The organism is Bacteroidota bacterium (assembly GCA_016714535.1).
In the GTDB taxonomy this organism is placed as follows: domain Bacteria; phylum Bacteroidota; class Bacteroidia; order AKYH767-A; family OLB10; genus JADKFV01.
Map to the genome: position 1 here is coordinate 71001 of JADKDR010000016.1, position 18698 is coordinate 89698.

The 18698-nt window shown below is 37.9% G+C and carries 16 protein-coding genes; 11 read left to right on the plus strand and 5 right to left on the minus strand.

Going from position 1 to position 18698, the window contains the following annotated elements:
• The first annotated feature begins 347 nt into the window (after positions 1–347).
• Positions 348–1553, plus strand: coding sequence for a sterol desaturase family protein (locus IPO27_17715; protein MBK8848268.1), 1206 nt, complete (start codon positions 348–350; stop codon positions 1551–1553).
• Positions 1554–1844: 291 nt separating this feature from the next.
• On the opposite strand, the gene IPO27_17720 is transcribed toward IPO27_17715, so the two are convergent.
• From IPO27_17720 to IPO27_17730, 3 genes are read right to left on the minus strand one after another with little or no spacing between them, the layout of a single operon-like run.
• A complete protein-coding gene (locus IPO27_17720; protein MBK8848269.1) occupies positions 1845–2063 on the minus strand; it encodes a hypothetical protein in 219 nt (72 codons plus the stop codon).
• A gap of 8 nt (positions 2064–2071) precedes the next feature.
• Positions 2072–2338 carry a DUF2851 family protein gene (locus IPO27_17725; protein MBK8848270.1) on the minus strand — a complete coding sequence of 89 codons (267 nt, stop codon included), beginning with the start codon at positions 2336–2338 and terminating at the stop codon, positions 2072–2074.
• Complete coding sequence (locus IPO27_17730) at positions 2320–3330, minus strand: DUF2851 family protein (GenBank protein MBK8848271.1); 1011 nt, start codon at positions 3328–3330, stop codon at positions 2320–2322. The genes IPO27_17725 and IPO27_17730 overlap by 19 nt, the downstream gene beginning before the upstream one ends.
• Before the next feature lie 134 nt (positions 3331–3464).
• Between IPO27_17730 and IPO27_17735 the strand changes: the two genes are divergently transcribed.
• The 10 genes from IPO27_17735 (at position 3465) to IPO27_17780 (ending at position 14003) form a co-directional block, all read left to right on the plus strand.
• Positions 3465–4118, plus strand: coding sequence for a hypothetical protein (locus IPO27_17735; GenBank protein MBK8848272.1), 654 nt, complete (start codon positions 3465–3467; stop codon positions 4116–4118).
• Between the two features lie 38 nt (positions 4119–4156).
• Positions 4157–4444 (plus strand): transcriptional regulator, encoded by a 288-nt coding sequence (locus IPO27_17740; protein ID MBK8848273.1) that lies wholly within the window; start codon positions 4157–4159, stop codon positions 4442–4444.
• A 170-nt stretch (positions 4445–4614) separates the two neighbouring features.
• Positions 4615–5082 carry a hypothetical protein gene (locus IPO27_17745; GenBank protein MBK8848274.1) on the plus strand — a complete coding sequence of 156 codons (468 nt, stop codon included), beginning with the start codon at positions 4615–4617 and terminating at the stop codon, positions 5080–5082.
• Positions 5075–7819, plus strand: a complete 2745-nt coding sequence (locus IPO27_17750; GenBank protein MBK8848275.1) for a DUF4173 domain-containing protein — start codon at positions 5075–5077, stop codon at positions 7817–7819. Before IPO27_17745 ends, IPO27_17750 begins: the two co-directional genes overlap by 8 nt.
• A 16-nt stretch (positions 7820–7835) precedes the next feature.
• Positions 7836–8294: a hypothetical protein gene (locus IPO27_17755; GenBank protein ID MBK8848276.1), complete on the plus strand. Its 459-nt coding sequence runs from the start codon at positions 7836–7838 to the stop codon at positions 8292–8294.
• Positions 8278–8970, plus strand: coding sequence for a hypothetical protein (locus tag IPO27_17760; GenBank protein ID MBK8848277.1), 693 nt, complete (start codon positions 8278–8280; stop codon positions 8968–8970). The genes IPO27_17755 and IPO27_17760 overlap by 17 nt, the downstream gene beginning before the upstream one ends.
• 1 nt (position 8971) lies before the next feature.
• On the plus strand, positions 8972–9709 hold the full coding sequence (locus tag IPO27_17765; GenBank protein MBK8848278.1) for a DUF1361 domain-containing protein: 738 nt from the start codon (positions 8972–8974) through the stop codon (positions 9707–9709).
• On the plus strand, positions 9706–11142 hold the full coding sequence (locus IPO27_17770) for a B12-binding domain-containing radical SAM protein (protein MBK8848279.1): 1437 nt from the start codon (positions 9706–9708) through the stop codon (positions 11140–11142). Before IPO27_17765 ends, IPO27_17770 begins: the two co-directional genes overlap by 4 nt.
• A 17-nt stretch (positions 11143–11159) precedes the next feature.
• A complete protein-coding gene (locus tag IPO27_17775; GenBank protein MBK8848280.1) occupies positions 11160–11525 on the plus strand; it encodes a diacylglycerol kinase family protein in 366 nt (121 codons plus the stop codon).
• A 252-nt stretch (positions 11526–11777) separates the two neighbouring features.
• A complete protein-coding gene (locus IPO27_17780; GenBank protein ID MBK8848281.1) occupies positions 11778–14003 on the plus strand; it encodes a fibronectin type III domain-containing protein in 2226 nt (741 codons plus the stop codon).
• Positions 14004–14096: 93 nt separating this feature from the next.
• On the opposite strand, the gene IPO27_17785 is transcribed toward IPO27_17780, so the two are convergent.
• Together IPO27_17785 and IPO27_17790 are read right to left on the minus strand one after the other, a co-directional pair.
• Positions 14097–14498 carry an SPOR domain-containing protein gene (locus tag IPO27_17785; GenBank protein MBK8848282.1) on the minus strand — a complete coding sequence of 134 codons (402 nt, stop codon included), beginning with the start codon at positions 14496–14498 and terminating at the stop codon, positions 14097–14099.
• A gap of 9 nt (positions 14499–14507) precedes the next feature.
• Positions 14508–18659, minus strand: coding sequence for a T9SS type A sorting domain-containing protein (locus tag IPO27_17790; protein MBK8848283.1), 4152 nt, complete (start codon positions 18657–18659; stop codon positions 14508–14510).
• Positions 18660–18698: the final 39 nt, after the last annotated feature.

The following is an 18698-nucleotide window of genomic DNA, read 5'->3' on the forward strand; positions in this document are numbered from 1 at the left end:
AATTTTCCTTTGCTATCTTTGCAAAGTAATTGGTTTATGAAATGGTCAGGTTCCTCTGCATTTAAGGGGTGGTTATGAGTTGCAAATTTTGTAAATTGCATAAAATTGGTGGGAGTGACAAACCGCTTATTAAAAGCAATTATTAAAATATGAAGAGCAGAGTGGAGTAGTTTTGAAGTAGTTTTGAAATCATATCTTCAATAAGTTAATGGAATGTATCTCTCGATTAGAAAGGATGGAAGATTTGGATATTGGTAACTGTGAATAATATATGTTGATAATAATGCCAACTATTAGAGAAACCATAACAATGTTATTCTATTCTTTATAAAACAAACAAGCCGGGCATGCTGAACACCTTCGCTTTTTTTATACCGATATTTTTGTTGCTAGTGGCAATTGAAGCCGTTATCAGTTTTGCCCGTAAGGATGGAAAATATTCGGTAGGTAATACAGCTATTAATTTTACCATTGGTGCAATAGATCAGATTGGCTCGCTTTTTTATTTTGCTGTGTTTTTTTTCGTATTACAATACATGTACGATCATTTTAAATTAGTGGACATGCCATTAGATTGGCGGCAGTGGGTGTTGGCCTATCTTGCGGTTGACTTATTATCTTATTGGTATCATCGCTTATCTCATCGTGTTAGTATATTGTGGGCAGGACATATTACACATCATTCGTCTGAACTATTTAATCTCTCCAATGGATTTCGTACTTCCCTATTTCAGGGAATCAATAGAATTGTTTTTTGGGCATGCTTACCAATGCTTGGGTTTTCGCCTTATGTGCTCATTATCATTTTTAAAATTTCCGGCTTGTATGATTTTTTTATGCATACCGAGTATGTTCCAAGATTGCCGCTTTTAGAAAAAATCTTTATTACACCTTCATTGCATCGTGTTCACCATGGAAAAAATAAAATCTATATTGATAAAAATTATGGATCTACGTTTTCTATTTGGGATCGTTTATTCGGAACCTACCAGGCTGAAACCGAAAAAGTAGTTTATGGAATTACAAGCCCTGCAATAGGCGTTAATCCGATCGAAGCTATCAATCATTACTACATCTTATTGTGGCGCAACATAACACATGTTTCCCAATGGTATAAAAAGGTAATGGTATTGTTTTCTCCTCCCGAGTTGCTTGTGCAGCCCGTTGCAGTTGAACGTAAATCAGAACCGGAAAAATCCTTACATGAAAATAAGTCACTAAGAACATATGCGTATTGGCAAATGATGTTTTGCATTACCGGCTTTATCTGTTTACTCGCTTACATTGACTACTTAAGTCATTTTGAGTTAGTATTATCTTTTGCTGTTGTAGTAGTTTCCATGATTTATAGTACACTTATATTTAATAATCAGGTTTACGCTCAATTTCCTATACGATTTTTTGTTTGGCAAGTTATTGCAGCCACGCTTATGTTTATTTTTATCGAACAGTTTCATCAAATCACTTTTCTGTTAGTTTTTGCTTTTGTTTCTTTTTCATTAGTTTGGTTGAGCTTTAGTGATAGTGCTAAAAACCTAAGAAACATAACGTAACGAGTGATGCATAACATAATGACTTAGTACATAGAAGTGTTTCGAGAGTTAGCTTTAACACCATTTATGATTGTAACAATTTTATCTATCTACCGGCAATTTTATTTTTTCTGTTTGTGGTTGGTGTTTTCACAAGGTGTGTCAACCTAAAGTAAAAAATGTAACTAAAGGTGTTTTTAATTTGAAGATAATAGTTTGAAGTTTGAAAGTTTGAAGAGGGATGTTGGTGGGTTATTTTCTAGGATGGTTTCATTTCTATTGCAAATGAAATCACCAATAAAAGCTAAACGATTATAAATCCCAAACCCCTCTGCGAGGGCGGTTTACTAGCTTGCGTAAATCAAGCCAAAAGGCTAATACCATATATACAATTAGCGGACTGCCAATAGTGAGAAATGAAACGTAAACAAAGAACATCCTGATACGGGCGCTTTGAATATGCAAACGCTCACCAAGCCATTCGCAAACGCCAAAAGCATTTCGTTCGAAAAATGTTTTAATAAAGTCTATCAGCATTTTTATTGTTTTATTAATTGAAGGCCTATGGCACATTGCAGACAGTGTTTATAAATGCAATGCGTATTATGCAATTGAATCAACGCCTGACTTGTATATGCACTTGGCTTTTCCAATTTCAAAGATAGAAATTTTTTAGTAATCCGGTTATTTTCCATATCAATTTGTTCAAGAATACCGGTAGCCCTGCTTACCAGATGAAAATTCTGCATACGCTTACCATACGAAAACAACATGGGTACTACTACATTTATAAGTAAAATATCCACCGCATTTTTCCAATATGCTTGGGCAGCAATTTTGAGTCAACCGCAAAGTGATAGTGTGTGTCCCAATAGCCAGATGCGTTTATATCAAACAAGCTACATAATGATTTGTAATTTTTTGCTTCAAGCACTTTGCTCCATAGCCCCGAACTTTTATGCACCAACATTGCAAATTGCGCTAAACGCACTGTTGGAAAATTAGCAGGCCGCATGCGTGCAAATTTCCATAAACTGCCATTAACAGGTGTAAGCTTAAATTTGGCTTGTAAAAAATTATACTCTCTCACCAATGACTTTTCATAAGCATCGTTGCTAGCCGTATCAAGCAATCCTGCTTGCCCAAGAAGCAGGGCTTCTAGTTGCAACAAGTTGTCTTTTTGCTTGGCAAGCAGTTCAACCGGAGTTTGTCTTGCCAGTAATTCAAATGGCAACGCGTTTGTTTTAAATCCAAAGCAGCGGGCAAGCGTAATGTAAAATGTTTGCTCCCAGTGATTGTTGGTTTGAGTTAACAGTTCTTCTATATGTTGCGTTTTTTCTTCGAGGCGCGAGGTTAGCATGCGGTCGAGCCAGGTGGTAACCGTAATGGGCTTTACCAAATGCAGTTGCTTTTCGCACGGCAGTCCTGATTTGGTGTTCATCATTTGCTCGTATGTAGCCAGCAACGTTGGCTTTATACATTTGTTTAATTCCAACACCGGAATCTGATTTTGCAACTTGGTATCATTTTCAAAAACTACATGCAAAATCACATTGGTATAGGCGGCATCAAATTGATGCCGGTGCCTGTTCCAGTCGCTGGTGCGCAAATGTATTTCTACATTTCCTGCCCAAAGCGTATCGCCAATTTTAATTTGTGCATTGGCAAAGTCGGGCCCCGAATCGGAATTGTGTATCCCGTAAGATTTCACTTCTACCGGCAATCCATCGGTTGTAGCCAATTGGTTTGCATCAAACAATTTATACTTCCATACATAATGTAAAAAGTCTTCAGTCATATTGGATAGCGCTTTGCTAAAGTCAAAATTACGATGAAAAAAGTAACTGTAGTGGAAAAGGCAATATTTTTTTCAAAAAAGTCTTGCACAGTAAAAAAAATATCAACTACTTTGCATCACAAAGTACTTTTGATATGAATCAATCCGAAGAACATCTAAAACAATTGACCGAAATACGCACGATGATGGAACGCTCATCACGGTTTATTTCGCTTAGTGGGCTATCCGGAATTTTTGCCGGATTATTTGCACTGATAGGGGCCGCAGCAGCCATTGTATGTCTTAACATCCGGTTTCCTTATGGCGAATTTTTAATTAATGATAGCAATTCGTTAAGCCGCAAAGAAGTGATGTATTTCTTTTTTGCCGATGCATCCACGGTCTTGCTCGCATCATTTGTGGTAAGCATCTGGCTTACCTTTAACAGAGCACGACAGGCGGGCCTACCTGTATTTAATAGTGCTGCACGCAGATTGTTCATCAACATGTTTGTGCCCCTTGTAAGCGGTGGTATTTTTTGCCTCATAGCTTATTTTAAGTATGGTTATGTTGGTTTTATTGCCCCGTTAATGTTATTAATTTATGGGCTATCATTGTTAAATGCCAGCAAGTACACCTTGGATGATGTACGTTATTTGGCTTACGCAGAAATTGTGTTGGGCCTGCTTGCATTTTACTATATCGGATATGGCCTTATATTCTGGAGCATAGGTTTTGGCATTATGCATATTATATATGGAGTATGGATGTGGAATAAGTATGAAAGAAAAGCACCTTCAATCGATTAAATTAAAACGAACATTGCTGCAATAAGTAACCAAAGCCGGTGATAGAAAATTTAAATAAAGCATTTGAAAGTCGTGTGAGGCTGGGTATCATGAGTACATTGATGGTAAACGATGCTGTAGATTTTAGCACCTTGAAAGAATTACTTGACATAACCGATGGTAACCTGGCAAGCCATGCAACAGCGCTCGAAGGGCAGGGTTATATCGTAATAAGCAAACAGTTTGTTGGCAAAAAACCAAACACTACCTATAAGGCAACAAGAGATGGGAAGAAGGCATTTACTAAGCATCTTGATGCATTAGAAGCGTTGCTGCGAAACAGATAGGCAATAAGAAAAAAATAACAACGGATGAATGCAATAGTTTTAAATGCACATCCGTTAAAAAATGTAAAACCACTTTGAAATACAAAGTACTTTATAAAACGAATCAAATTATGAAACTACACTCAGTCATTTTAGCGCATCACCCGGTTGCTCTAACACAGCAAGGGCTCATGCAACAGATTAAATTAATCACTGCGGTTTTTGTTGGCCTGTTGGTACTTAGTGGCATCACGGCATTTCCGCTGCAAACCGAAATGGAATTTTTACTAACCATTATAAATTGGTTTCCAATGCCGCTCAGGCATTGGATAGAAACTGTAGCCGAAGGCATTATGCAAACATGGTCGCGCTATCCTTATATAGCTTATGGAACCGATTGGCTTGCATTTGCACATATCATGATAGGCCTAGCCTTTGTGGGTATATGGCGCAATCCTGTACAAAACATCTGGATATGCGAATGGGCAATGTTGTGTTGCTTATGCGTTTTTCCCTTAGCCTTTATATGCGGACCAATACGCGGCATTCCTTTTTTTCATCAACTTATCGATTGCAGCTTTGGCATATTCGGACTCGTGCCGCTTTATATTCTTCGTAAAAAAATTCTTCAACTTAAATCTATCATAAAAAATGATTAAGAATCTTGTAATCGCTTTTACACTTTGTGCTTATTGTATTTTGTTCTACCTACAATTGCCGGGTTTAAATTATTTTATTTTCAATCTGTTGCTCGTATTGGGAATAGCCATTACCAATACATCATGCCTGAAACATGCACCGTGGATAGCTGCTGCAGTAGGTACCGTACTTGGTGGCCTTTCGGTTTTTCTTTATGGTAATCAACTTAGTCTCTATGCATCCATCGTGTCGGTTGCTGCTTTAGCCGCTTACAGTTTTAGCGAAACAAAAACTATTCTGCTTGCCATTATTAACAGTGCGTACTCGTTTTTGTGTGGGTGGTTATTTGGATTAAGGATATTTTTTCGAAACAGGTTTTCGGCAAGTACCAAAGACAAATGGCACAGTTCGGCTTTATTAAAAATAATTGTACCTTCTATCGTACTCTTGGTTTTTATTACGCTTTACTTAAATGCCAATCCCATTCTGGCAAAATTGTTTAGCCAACTGAATTTAGATATCATCAGTTTTCAGTTTTTTCGATTTGTATTAGTAGGGTGGGCTATGCTGTACGGTTTCTATTATTATCAACGCATCGAAACGGTAACCGTATATGATGCCGGTTGTCATTCAGGCTTGAATCGCGATACAGTAACTTTTACCAGTTGGATAAACAATAAACTCAATATTAAAGCCGAAATTAATATCGGTTTTATTACCCTGTTGCTTTTAAATTTACTTCTGTTGTTGGTAAACATAGTAGATGTAAACTATCTGTTTATTTTAAAGGCCATACCTGCCGATATGACCTATTCCGAATATGTGCATCAAGGCACCAACTCACTTATTACGTCTATCGTACTGGCTATTGCCATCTTGCTTTATTATTTCAGAGGGTGCTTAAATTTTGAAGCTGAAGCAATCGGCCTTCGTGTGGTTTCTTTTGCCTGGATTATTCAAAATGTACTTTTAGTTTACTCAACTGCATACCGCAATTTTTTATACATACAGGAGTACAGTTATACCTATAAGCGTATAGGAGTGATGTTATATTTATTAGTGTGTGTAGCTGGCCTTGCATTAACACTTTATAAGTTAGTATATAAGAAGTCTAATTGGTTTTTAATAAGGTCATGTTCATGGCTTATGTTTGGTCTGCTTATTTTATTCAGCTTTTATAACTGGGATAAATTTATTACGACTCAAAATATTGAAATTGCCACAAAGCAGAACCGCACGCTCGATAAGGCATACTTACTCTCGCTGGGATATTCAAATACTCCGCTACTAATAGCCGAAGCAGAAAAGTATCAGCATAAAAATAAGGCTGACCGAAATTATGGTTCTGGTGTTGTACGAAGCAATAGTATTAGCGATGATGAATATCAGCAAGATTACTATGATGGATTTACCCATGAACATTACACAAAGAAACTGAGTAGCAAAATTGCGCAACTGTTTACGGAGCAAAATAAATATGGATGGCAGTCATCTTGCATTGGAAAAAAAAGTACGATAAGCGAAATATTGAAGTTGAATGAAAAACATAAAATCAGCAAACTTGATTTTTCACATAATGCTGTAAGCAGCCTGCGTGATGTTGCATTATTAAGCCCCGATACCCTGCAGCTTGAATATATGCAAGGATTGGATATGTCACTTCTTCCCAACATAAAAAATCTTAAGTATCTTAATCTACGCGGCACAAAGGCAGATACGCTTAATTTAATGCCTGCATTGCAAGAGGTAAGAGGGTTAACTTTGGATGAATGTAGTATCCATAATTTTTCATTCCTGAAGAACTATCCACATATTGAATCGCTTAGCGCTCGAAAGAATTTAATTAATGATTGCAACAGTCTGGCTAAAGTGAAGCAATTAAGGAAAGTAGACTTAAGCTTTAATATGTTGATCAATATTAGTGCACTCGATTCGATGACACAACTTGAAGAATTAATTCTTTTCAATGCATTTGCTCACTATGGGTGCATATTTCCTCAAAATAGTTCGTTGCTTAAACTTGATATTAGCAATAATGATTATATAAAAAATCAGGACTTAAAATTGAATGCACTAACAAGGCTAAAGGAGTTGAGTGCAAATCAGTTGAAGTTGAAAAGCGTAAAAGACCTTTTCAAATTTGATGGTGCAGAGAAAGAAATATTTCATTCACTTACTACACTGCAATTGAATGATAATTTTATTTCAGATTTAAATTCGTTAGTACTGTTTGACAAACTTCAATCCCTGGAGCTGGCCAATAATAACATGGTTGACATCCCTACAGGTCTAAGCAGTACGATATTTAATTTGAAAATTTCTGATAATGCAAAACTTGAAAGTATATCGGCCCTGGCCGATCTTAAAAAACTTAAAACGTTGGATATCTCATCTTGCCCACGAATAAAAAGTTTTGTTGCGCTTCAATCATTAACAAGTTTAGAAACGCTGGACATTGGTTCGTGTGCAATAAATACCATGTTTCCAAACATGAATTTGCCGGCCCTGCTAGAGCTTGATCTTTCTTATAATCCTATTGATCGATTAGATTCTTTTTCAAACTCTGTAAACCTAAAAACACTCGATATAAGAGGTTTGATGCTATCGGATGTTTGGCAGTTAGGCTTATTTAAATATTTAACCACCTTAACATTCGATCAAACATTCAGTGCAGAGCATAAGGAATGGGTTAAGAAACATATGCCGCAGGTTCAATTGGATTATGTTGCCAACAATAGATATTCTCCAAGTCTTTAAGCAGCTCAATAAAGGAATGAATTTGACCTTCGCAATAAACGTTTTATTAAGGACAGCCTTCGGCATCATTTGTTGCATCATTTGTGCAATTATTGCAGATCAAGTTGCTGTTCATTTTTTCGTACCCGACATACACAACGAAATCAATTGGATTATTCCCGCTGCCTGTGTTATTCAAGCCATTTTCGATTTTATACTTGTATTTCCCTTGATACATGCATTAGACTTACGTAGGATTAAACACCCGACTGCGTTTTTTATTTTTAAGCGATACCTGCCTGTTGCAGTATTTGCATCTATAGCAGTATACTATGGGGTTTTTAGCAACGCGGCTTTTGATTTTTTGTTGCCCATCATCACCATTAACTCAACGGTGGCATTGATCGTTTTTTCATTTTTATACATACAACCGGACTTTAATCAAATTAACTTAAACGAAACACTTAATATTCCCGATAATGAAATTAATAACTAAAACATTTTGGTTGCTGACCATATTCAGCATTGCCATGGGTTTCATCGAAACCGCTGTGGTTGTCTACCTGCGCGAGTTGTTTTATCCAAATGGATTTGCCTTTCCGCTAACATCTATGAGCAATACGATTATTATTACCGAGTTGTTGCGCGAATTAGCTACTATAATCATGCTGGCTAGTATTGGTTATATGGCAGGAAAAAACGCACATCAACGCTTCGCTAATTTTATTTTCTGTTTTGCAGTATGGGATATTTTTTATTACGTTTTTTTAAAAGTGTTACTCAACTGGCCTGATACCATATTAGATTGGGACATCCTGTTTCTGATACCTGTGCCATGGGTAGGACCTGTGCTTGCTCCGGTTCTTATAAGCATGGCCATGATCGTGTGGTACTTTTTAATTCATTATCACGACAAGAAAATCGAAGCTTCAACATGGTCGTTGTTTGCGGCCGGAAGCCTGATAGCAATTGGCTCTTTTATTTATGAGCATGTAATGGCTGCCTTTGCTGGCATTAATTTATTGCAGTATTCCCATATGTATATACCACAGCATTTTAACTGGTATTTGTTTGCTTGCGGGTTTGGATTGATATTGATGAGCCTATGGCATTACACCTTAAAAGCTATACAAGAAAACGAATTATATTTAATAACTATAAACAAAAAGTAAGATGTTACCATTTCAATCATTTTATAAAAACTCGTTAACCGAGCAAGTGCTTAACCGTATGCACTTCGACACCCATGTACGGCTTATTCATTTTAGCCTATTGTTGCTATGTGCTGCAAGTTGTTTGTTTGCTGTGATACGCTGCATATACAGTGACAGTTACACCATCCTGTTTATGATTTGGAATTTGTTTCTCGCGTATTTGCCTTTCATGTTTAGCAGGTTAATGTATACTGGCCATCACAAGCTTTTGCATATTTTTTATTTTACCCTATGGCTGCTTTTTTTGCCGAATGCGCCTTACATGATTACCGATATTGTACATTTAAAACAAATTCGCTTAAACGAGTTTTTCTGGTTCGATGTTTCTTTTTATTTCCTGTTTGCCATAACCGGAGTGCTGCTTGGTTTAGTTTCCATGCTAACCATGCATCGATACATGCATCAGTTTTACAAGCGCAGAGTTACGTGGCCTGCAATATTGGTGCTTCATATATTATGTGCGTATGGTGTTTACCTTGGACGTATAGAACGATACAATAGCTGGGACCTGTTTACCAAACCTGTTGTGCTTTTTAAAGATATTATAAACGACATTTTGCATCCCTTGCAAAATGAACAGGCATTAGGATTTACCATGGTAGGCATGTTGCTTTTAATGATGTGTTATTTTTTTATGGCCGCCATGCGTTGCCCTGAATTATTTTTTCGAATAAATAAAAGCCGCACACAACTATGAAAGTAAAAATGATTTTGCCGGCATTGGCCGAGGCCGAGAGCCCTTTTTGGCGGCCCATCAAGTATTCACTATTTCCGCCACTTGGATTAGCAACATTGGCTGCCTATCTTGATAGTGATGATGAAATAGATTTACAAGATCAACATGTAGAAGAGTTATCGCTTGACGATTGGCCCGACCTGGTAGTGATACAAGTTTATATAACCAATGCTTACCGTGCCTATAAAATTGCTACGCATTATAAGCAACGAGGTGCTTATGTGGTGCTGGGAGGCTTGCATGTAACATCAATGCCTGAAGAAGCTAAGATATATGCTGATACTATTTTCTTAGGCCCTGGCGAACAGACTTTTCCGCAGTTTTTAAAAGATTTTAAAAAGTGTGAACCAAAAAAAATATACAAATCAACTTCGTTTAGAACACTTGATAATATTCCTCCTGTTCGCAGAGACCTTATTAAGCGCAACCGATATCTTGTTCCAAATTCAATTGTGGTTTCGCGTGGATGCCCCCATCATTGCAGCTTCTGTTATAAAGATGCTTTTTACGAGGGAGGAAAAAGTTTTTATACCCAACGTATAGATGAAGCGTTAACAGAAATAGACAGGCTTCCCGGCAAGCATTTGTATTTTCTCGATGATCATTTATTAGGCAACAACAAGTTTGCCGAAGGGCTCTTTGAAGGAATGAAGAGTATGAGTCGTTTGTTTCAGGGTGCTGCTACCATCGATTCTATTTTGCGTGGCAACCTTATTGAAAAAGCTGCCGATGCAGGGTTACGAAGTTTGTTTGTCGGTTTCCAAACATTTTCTCCGCAAAACCTTAAGCAAAGTAATAAAAAACAAAACTTAGAAAAGGATTACCGGCAAGCCGTTAATCGACTGCATTCACTTGGCATTATGATTAATGGAAGTTTTGTTTTTGGCCTTGACGATGATGATAAGGATGTATTTAAACGCACCGTAGACTGGGGAGTAGAGAATGGAATAACTACTTCTACCTATCATATACTCACACCTTATCCCGGCACTAAACTGTTTAATGATATGCTTGATCAAAACAGAATTCTTACTTACAACTGGGACTTATATGATACCCGTAATGTGGTGTACCAAACTAAGAGCCTTACAGCAGAACAATTAAAGCATGGATATGATTGGGCATACAAGTCATTTTATTCATGGAAAAATATTTTATACTCAAGCAAGCAGCACGATTCGCTTAAGCATATGCTTAAGCATTTTTGTTATACCGGTGGATGGAAAAAATTTGAATCTCTTTGGAATTTTCTTATCAAAACGCAGTGCCTCAATAATATGCTACCTTTGCTTGAACAGATATTAAGTAAGGTTAATAATAAAGGTAATTTTAAACCTGATGAGCCGGAACCGAAAATGATTTTAACAAACAAAACCAATCAGGTAAATCTATAACTTTTAAAAATTGCACTATGTTTTCAGTAAAGAAATTTGTTGGTAGTTTTAAATATGCATGGCAAGGCCTAGTGCATCTTTTTCGCCATGAACAGAATGCATATGTACATTTGCTTGCGTTAACGGTGGTTGTATTAGCAGGATTTTATTTTGATATTCGTAACTATGAGTGGGTTTCAATTTTCATTTGCGTTGGACTTGTTTTTTGTTGCGAATTAATCAATACTGCCATAGAGCGAATAGTCAATTTTGTATCACCCAAATACCATAAAAATGCAGGGGTAATAAAAGACCTTGGGGCTGCAGCAGTTTTAATAGCAGCCTTAATTTCGCTCATTGTAGCGGCCATTATTTTTACTCCATATTTGAAAAATTTGACCTAAATTTTGGTGTAAATAAGACACTAAGCTTAAATAATATTGTTAACACCTTCTAGTTAATAACTGTTTTTAAGATTATAATATATTGTATATCAATATGGTAAAGCCAAATTTTTTGGGATCTTGGGTAATTAATATAATTAACAAATTGTTGATAAGATGCAAGTTTTAATTGTAGTTTTGTAGAGTATATTTGAAAGAAACTTGCGAATAATTAAGCTACAAACCGTTAATCCAATTTTAAAATATTTTATAATGAGAAACAAAATTTCTACAATGAAAGCATTGATTATTACAATGCTCTTATCGTTCATGTTTGCAGGGCAATCATGGGCATCACATTTTGCAGGTGGCGAGTTTCGCTATCAATGCATTAGTAACAATCAGTATCGCGTTACCATGATTTTTTATCGTGACTGCGATGGAATCACTGAACCATCCAGTGTTCCGATTTCAATTTCATCTACTTGTAGTAATACAAGTGCAACCTTAGCCAAGAAGCCCAATGGAGGCGGCTTTGTTAATGGATCAGTTATTTCAAATACGTGTGGCTCTGTGTTGAGCACTTGTGATGGGGGTACTGCACCCGGTTTGCGCAAATGGATTTACGAGGGTGTAATTACATTGCCAACCAATACCTGTAATTTATTTACTATAAGTTACGATGATTGTTGCCGTAATGGAGTTATTACTTCATTAAATAATCCGGGTGGTACCGGTTATTATGTTGAATGTAAAATCAATCGTTCAGTTTGTAATAATTCTCCTGTGTTTTCTAATGATCCTTTAGCTTTTGCTTGTGCCAATCAACCATTCAATTATAATCAGGCTGCGCTTGATGCAGAAGGCGACTCCTTATTTTATATGCTTGACTCACCCAAAGATGAGAATGGTAATTCGGTAATTTATAATTTCGGTTACAGCCTTAGCAATCCTTTGCTTAATACCGGTGGATTTAATTTGAATCCTACTACCGGAGCGGTAAATGTTACACCTAACACAGTGCAGATTGGAGTATTTACTGTAAAAGTAAAAGAATATCGCAATGGTATCTTGATAGGTGAAACAAACCGCGATATCGAAATTTTTGTAACTAATTGTGGCTCAAATGCAGTTCCTGAACTTTCAGGCTTTGATGGCACCAATAGCAATACTTTAAATGCTTGTGCCGGAAATAATACCTGTGCCGATATTACCAGCTCAGATGCCAATACTGCCCAAAGCCTTACATTAAGTTGGAATGATGGAATCAGCACAGCCACCTTTAACACGGGTTCGGGTACTCGCCCTACCGGAACTTTTTGTTGGACGCCTTCTCTTGGCGATATATCTTCTAATCCTCATGTATTTACTGTAACTGTAAAAGATAATGCATGTCCAATTAACGGTGTTGCAGTGTATACATATACTGTAAACGTTTATGAGTTAAGTTTATCGGGAAGCACTACTGCAGATGTAGGCGGTGCATGCAATGGTGGTGTAAACACCAATGTTTCTGGAAACATTGGCACTGTTTCTTACCAATGGAGCAACGGTGCTACTACCTCAGATCTTACTAATGTTTGTGCAGGAACATATACCGTTACAGCTACAGATTCTGAAGGATGTTCAAAATCTCAATCCTTTATTGTTGTTGGCGATACAAAGCAATGTGACCTTAAAATTGTTGTGCGTGGAGGCGAAGAAGGATGGTGTAAAACAGGTGGTATTATTACAGTAAATATGTTCGATGGCAAAGCGCCATATACCGTTGTGCTTACTAATACCATCGGTACTGTAAATATCACCAAGACTAGTCAAATTGATTTTGCAGGTTTCAACAATTTAGGATTTGGTGATTATGAAGTAACAGTTACGGATCAGGAAGGATGTACAGTATCTGCCACAACCTCAATTGCCTGGGATGGTTGTGGTGCTCCCACAAATCTTACCGTAACTAATGTAACAGACAAGTCTGCAAAGGTTAGTTGGACAGTGTGTAACGGCAATAAATTTAAAGTATATTATAAAAATCAAACTACAGGTATGGTTAGCTATGTAACGGTTAACTCAACTAATTTCGCCAACCTTGCCGGACTTGTTGCTGATACACGTTATGGAGTTAAGGTGCGTACAATTTGCTCACCAACCAAATCGTCTATGTACACGTTACCAAAAGGATTTTGTACCGGTAACTGTTCAAACAAAATTATGGAAGAAGATTTTGATGTTAGAGGTGCCATAAATGCTGATAATTTTGTAATCGTTTCTCCAAACGTAACCAATGGTTTTGTTACAGTAAGTGCAGTACTTGAGTCAAGTGCATCTTCACAAATTATTGTAACCAATGCAGTGGGTCAAACAATATTTACTGAAGACATCGATCAGGGAGTTGAAGAATTTAGCCGTCAAATTGATTTAAGCGGTTTAAATAATGCAATCTACTTTGTAACAGTTCGCAATGGTAATAGTATGCAAACTGCAAAAGTTGTAAAGTACTAGGTTAACGCTTTTAGTTATAAAAAAAGCCTTACAAGAAATTGTAAGGCTTTTTTTATTGATATAAGTTGAAGTCTTTCCGGCAGGGTTATTAATTTATGGAGTTTTTGTCAACGGAATTTCGTCTTTTACAATAAATGCGATTTCAAAATTATTTCTTAATTTTTCTAATACCGGCAAAGCCAGCCATCGAGTTTGATAATCTCCAACCCTTACTTTAAAATTAGGGGCATCATATATCAAATAGGAATTAATATCAGGAAATTGTTGTTCAAATGATGTTTTGATTTCTAATGCTTTGTTGCGTGTGCTGCCAAAATATATTTGTATCCTATATCCAGGCATCGAATTTGTTAATTTGTTTTTCCTTACTTGTTGCTCTACCAGTTTTTTTAATTTTTCATCTTCCGTAAAATTTGATTGTGCACTTGCAGTTATTGCTAGCAGGCAACTTGCAGCTATCAAGTAGCAATATTTTTTAGTAAGGATATTTTTCATACTTCTAAATTATAATTTAATCAGAGTTCGGGTAAAGCTTTCGTTTTTTCCCGCAAATTTAAGAATATATATTCCTGAAGCATATCTTCTGAAATCAATTTCAATCGTCAACTCGTTTTCTGTATTAAACAAGTTGATTAATTCTCCGGCTTCATTTATGATTTCTATCCTGCTAATTTTTCTATCAAGTTGTTCGTCAAGGGTAACGGTAAGCAATTCGCTCACCGGGTTTGGAAACAATCTAATGTTATAATCGGAATTTCGAAGGCTGCCCAGGCGGGCACTACCTACTACATAGGCTCCATTGCGAGCACATTTTTTATTGTCTTTTACGGTTACCACATAAGTGCCGGGAGAAATTCCGGTAATAGTTTGTGTGGTTCTTATTGGAGATGTATTCCAGGAGTAGCGGTATGGTGCAAATCCATTACTCGCAATTACCGAAGCTGTGCCATTGTCAAATAATGGTCCCGTGGCAGGGGTGCCACTTAAAGTTAGTTGTATCTGAGGTGGCTGGGTTAGAGCAAAGGTTGCTAATGTTGAACAGCCTGCTGCATCGGTAATTGTGCATGTATAATTGCCTGCAATACGATTGCCTATGCTGTCAGTACTATTCCCATTGTTCCACAAATACATGTATGGTGTGGCGCCTTGCGATGGTGCAACTTTGCACCATCCGTTTTTATTTCCGTAGCAGGTTAGATTTTTTTGTGTTTTATTAGCTAGTACCGCGTTGCTTGCACTTATAGTAAAAGTAGTTGTGGCGGTACAGGCATTTGCATCTGTTATAGTTACCGTATATGTTGCAGCTGCAAGATTGTTGAGCATATTGGTAGTTGCTGCATTACTCCATTGGTAAGTAAATACCCCCGTACCACCCACCGTGCTAATAGACAGTGCACCATTGCTCAGGCCACATGTGGTAGGTGTGGCGCTTCCTGTTGTGTTAATTGCAGCGGGCTCCGAAACCATGTAGTTTTTAAGGGCCGTACATCCGACACTATCCGTTATGGTAACCGCATAATTTCCTTGCGTTATATTCTGAATATCCTGCGTACTGCCACCCGTTGACCATTGATAGCTAAAAGGTGTTATACCTGCTGTGATTGTTTGTGTAATTACGCCCGAGGCATTTCCATGGCAAGCTACATCGGTAACCTGACCCATGGCAGCAACCGAATCGACATTTACTTGTATGGTATCGGTAGTGCTAATGCCGCTGCGTAAGTGTGTCACGGTTAGTATATATTGTGTATTCGCTATTGGGTTAGCTGTAGGATTGCTGATAGACGAACTTGATAGTGATGCTGCAGGTGACCATGCATAAGCATGATTGGCATTTGGCAATACACCTATTGTTGTTGAGTTGCCTTTGCATATTAGCTTATCAGTACCTGCATCGGCAGCTACGGTAGCTAGTAAAGCTATGTTGTCTAAGTACAGATTATTACCAAAGCGGCCAATGTTTTTAAATGCCAGAACTATGCTGTTACCATTATATGCATTTAAGTTAATGATTTCAGTGCGCCATTGGGTGGCAGTAGGCGTAAATGCCGAAGTATTATTACCCGAAACGGTAGATAGCACATTGCCACCCTTCACGTAAATTTCGTTAAATGTATTACCACAGTCAGTTGAAACAAGCACCTGTAAGGAGTCTTGATATTGCCCTCCATAAGGCTGATAGGCAACATCAAAAAGGAGACTTAGCGTGTTATATCCTACTGCATCAAAACGAATTGTCCTAAATTCATCTCTACGTCCTTGGGCATCCCAATCATAATTATTAAACCAAACACTATTGTTGCTGTTGCCCCAGGCACCAATTCCTGTGCGTAGGTTCCATTTTTGTTGATCGTTATTTACATCAATGTTTTGCCATCCTATGGGAGGGAAACCTTGTTCAAATGTTTCTGTTACATTCAGATTTTTTCCGAAGGTATTAATGTAAGCAGGTCGGGTAATGGAATGGTTGCCACCAATACCATCATATATAGTAAGGGTAACATCGTATGCCCCGGCTGCATTATACACCACCGTGGGATTGGCCACGGGGGAAGTGGAAGGAGTTGCTCCTGTAAATGTCCAGTTGTACGAGGCAACCGGCCCATTGGAGATATTGGAAAATTGCACTGGTACCCCAGTGCAGGGTGTTTGTAAGCCAGATTTAAAATCTGCAAGCAAAGGACGAAGTTGCGAAATTGGCATTTCCCAAACACCACGCCCATAAGTTGTCACACGCAATATAGATTGGTTAGTGCCATCATCAAATAAACTGATATCTTGAATATTTGTGCGCACAGGAAGACCGGAGTTAAAAAGCGTCCAATTAGTTTGTGATGCTTTTTTATAATATACATAGTTACCACCTGCTATGAAAACAAGTTCATCGGTTCCAAAAAATTCGTCTGTAGTTATACCTACCCAATTTACCGAAGGTAAATTGGAGCTTATATTTGAGAAGGTAATACCACCATCAGCACTGCGATACACGCGTGTGTTGCCAGTCATGTATATGATGTTCGAATTTCCCTTTATACTTGTTATACCGGATGTGCTAATCGTGTTATTGTGCACCACCTTGCGTGTAAATATCGGTGTGGCATCATAGGCATTGTTACAAATATAGATGGCCGAGTCGGAGGCGACAGCGTAAATTTTACTAGAGTCGTTCATATTGATATGCACGGCACGAATGGTTTTATTAAATGAACTGATTTTTGTCCACGAAGGTGTAGTATTCAAAAGGTTGGATGTGCGATATACGGCAGTATCACCTAAAATAGCCAGGTTGGTATTATTTCTATAAAATGAAATATCATTGTACGAGGTTTGTGTTAGCCCTATGTTTTGTTCGCCACCATTAACTGCTCTTCGCCTGGCGTTACCGTGATAGTATACGATGTTACTGTTAGGTCTATAATCAAAAGTGCAAAACGAAGACCAGTCGCCACCCCGGTTGCAATACCAGGTAGTATCTGCCAGGTAGAGCTCGCCATTATCCTGTGTTCCTATGCTAATCATATCTCTGCGTGTTGGGCTTGTAATGCCATGATACATTTCATAGACATAAAGGCCATTGCTTTTGCGTGTCCAGCCTAATCCCACGTTAGTACTTAACCATACGCCACCATCATTAGCAGTCCATATTTGTGCAGGGTTATATGGGTTTACACGAACCCAGTGCATATCGGTATGTAACACTGCCCACCAGTTTGTTAACTGTGACCACGTACTACCACCATTTGTTGATTTCCAAAAATTATGTGCACCCAGATAAACAATATTAGGATCTGTTATATCTGCTGCTAGCATATAATTGTAATTGCCTTGTCCGCCATCATTAAGAGTATCGTTGGTATAAGCGGTAAGGTTTGGGCTGTGAGAGTCTTTAACCACCGAAAAACTTAGTCCTCCATCAGTCGATTTGAAAATGGTTCCTTTTTTAGCAACCATGGCAAGATAAACCAATTGTGTATCGGCTGGTGTTACTGCAATGCGGATACCTGCAGGTGAGGAGTATCCCGTGGGAGTGTAAAGCCCGGTGGTTACCAGCACCCAGGTTTCGCCAAAATCATTCGATTGGTAAAAGTCCGTTCTGGTGCTTGCAAACAAAACCCTCGAAGTGGTATTTGCCTTTCGCAGCATTTGCGTGCAATTAAGTGAGGTAGCTGTTTTTAATGTCCAGCTACTTCCGGCATTTGTTGATTTATAAATTCCTTGATCAGTAGCAGCTATAAGGACATTGCTGTTTATTGGATCCATTAAAATTTCGGCAACCATACGTCCACTCATCCCGGAGCTGCTGGCTGCAAAGGATAGTCCACCGTTGGTTGATTTATATACACCTGCTCCGGTGTAATAGTAATTTAAATCGCCTGTGCCAAGATATATAACCTGATCGTTGTTATGGTCAACGCAAACGGAAGCAAAGCGGGTACCATTAGGCATGGCATCACATCCAGAAGCAATGTTCCATGAATTGCCTGAATCATTCGTTATAAATAATCCCCCGCGGGCGCTTACCGCATACATTTTGTTGGGAAGGCTGGGATGAAATTTGAAATTGCTAACACGGCTTATGCCATTTATTTGACCGCTTACATTGGTAGGGAAGTATCCGGTTGAAACCGGTGACCATGTTTGAGCTTTTACCATCATTGATAAAAGTATTATGCCTATGAATAAAGATGTAATTAG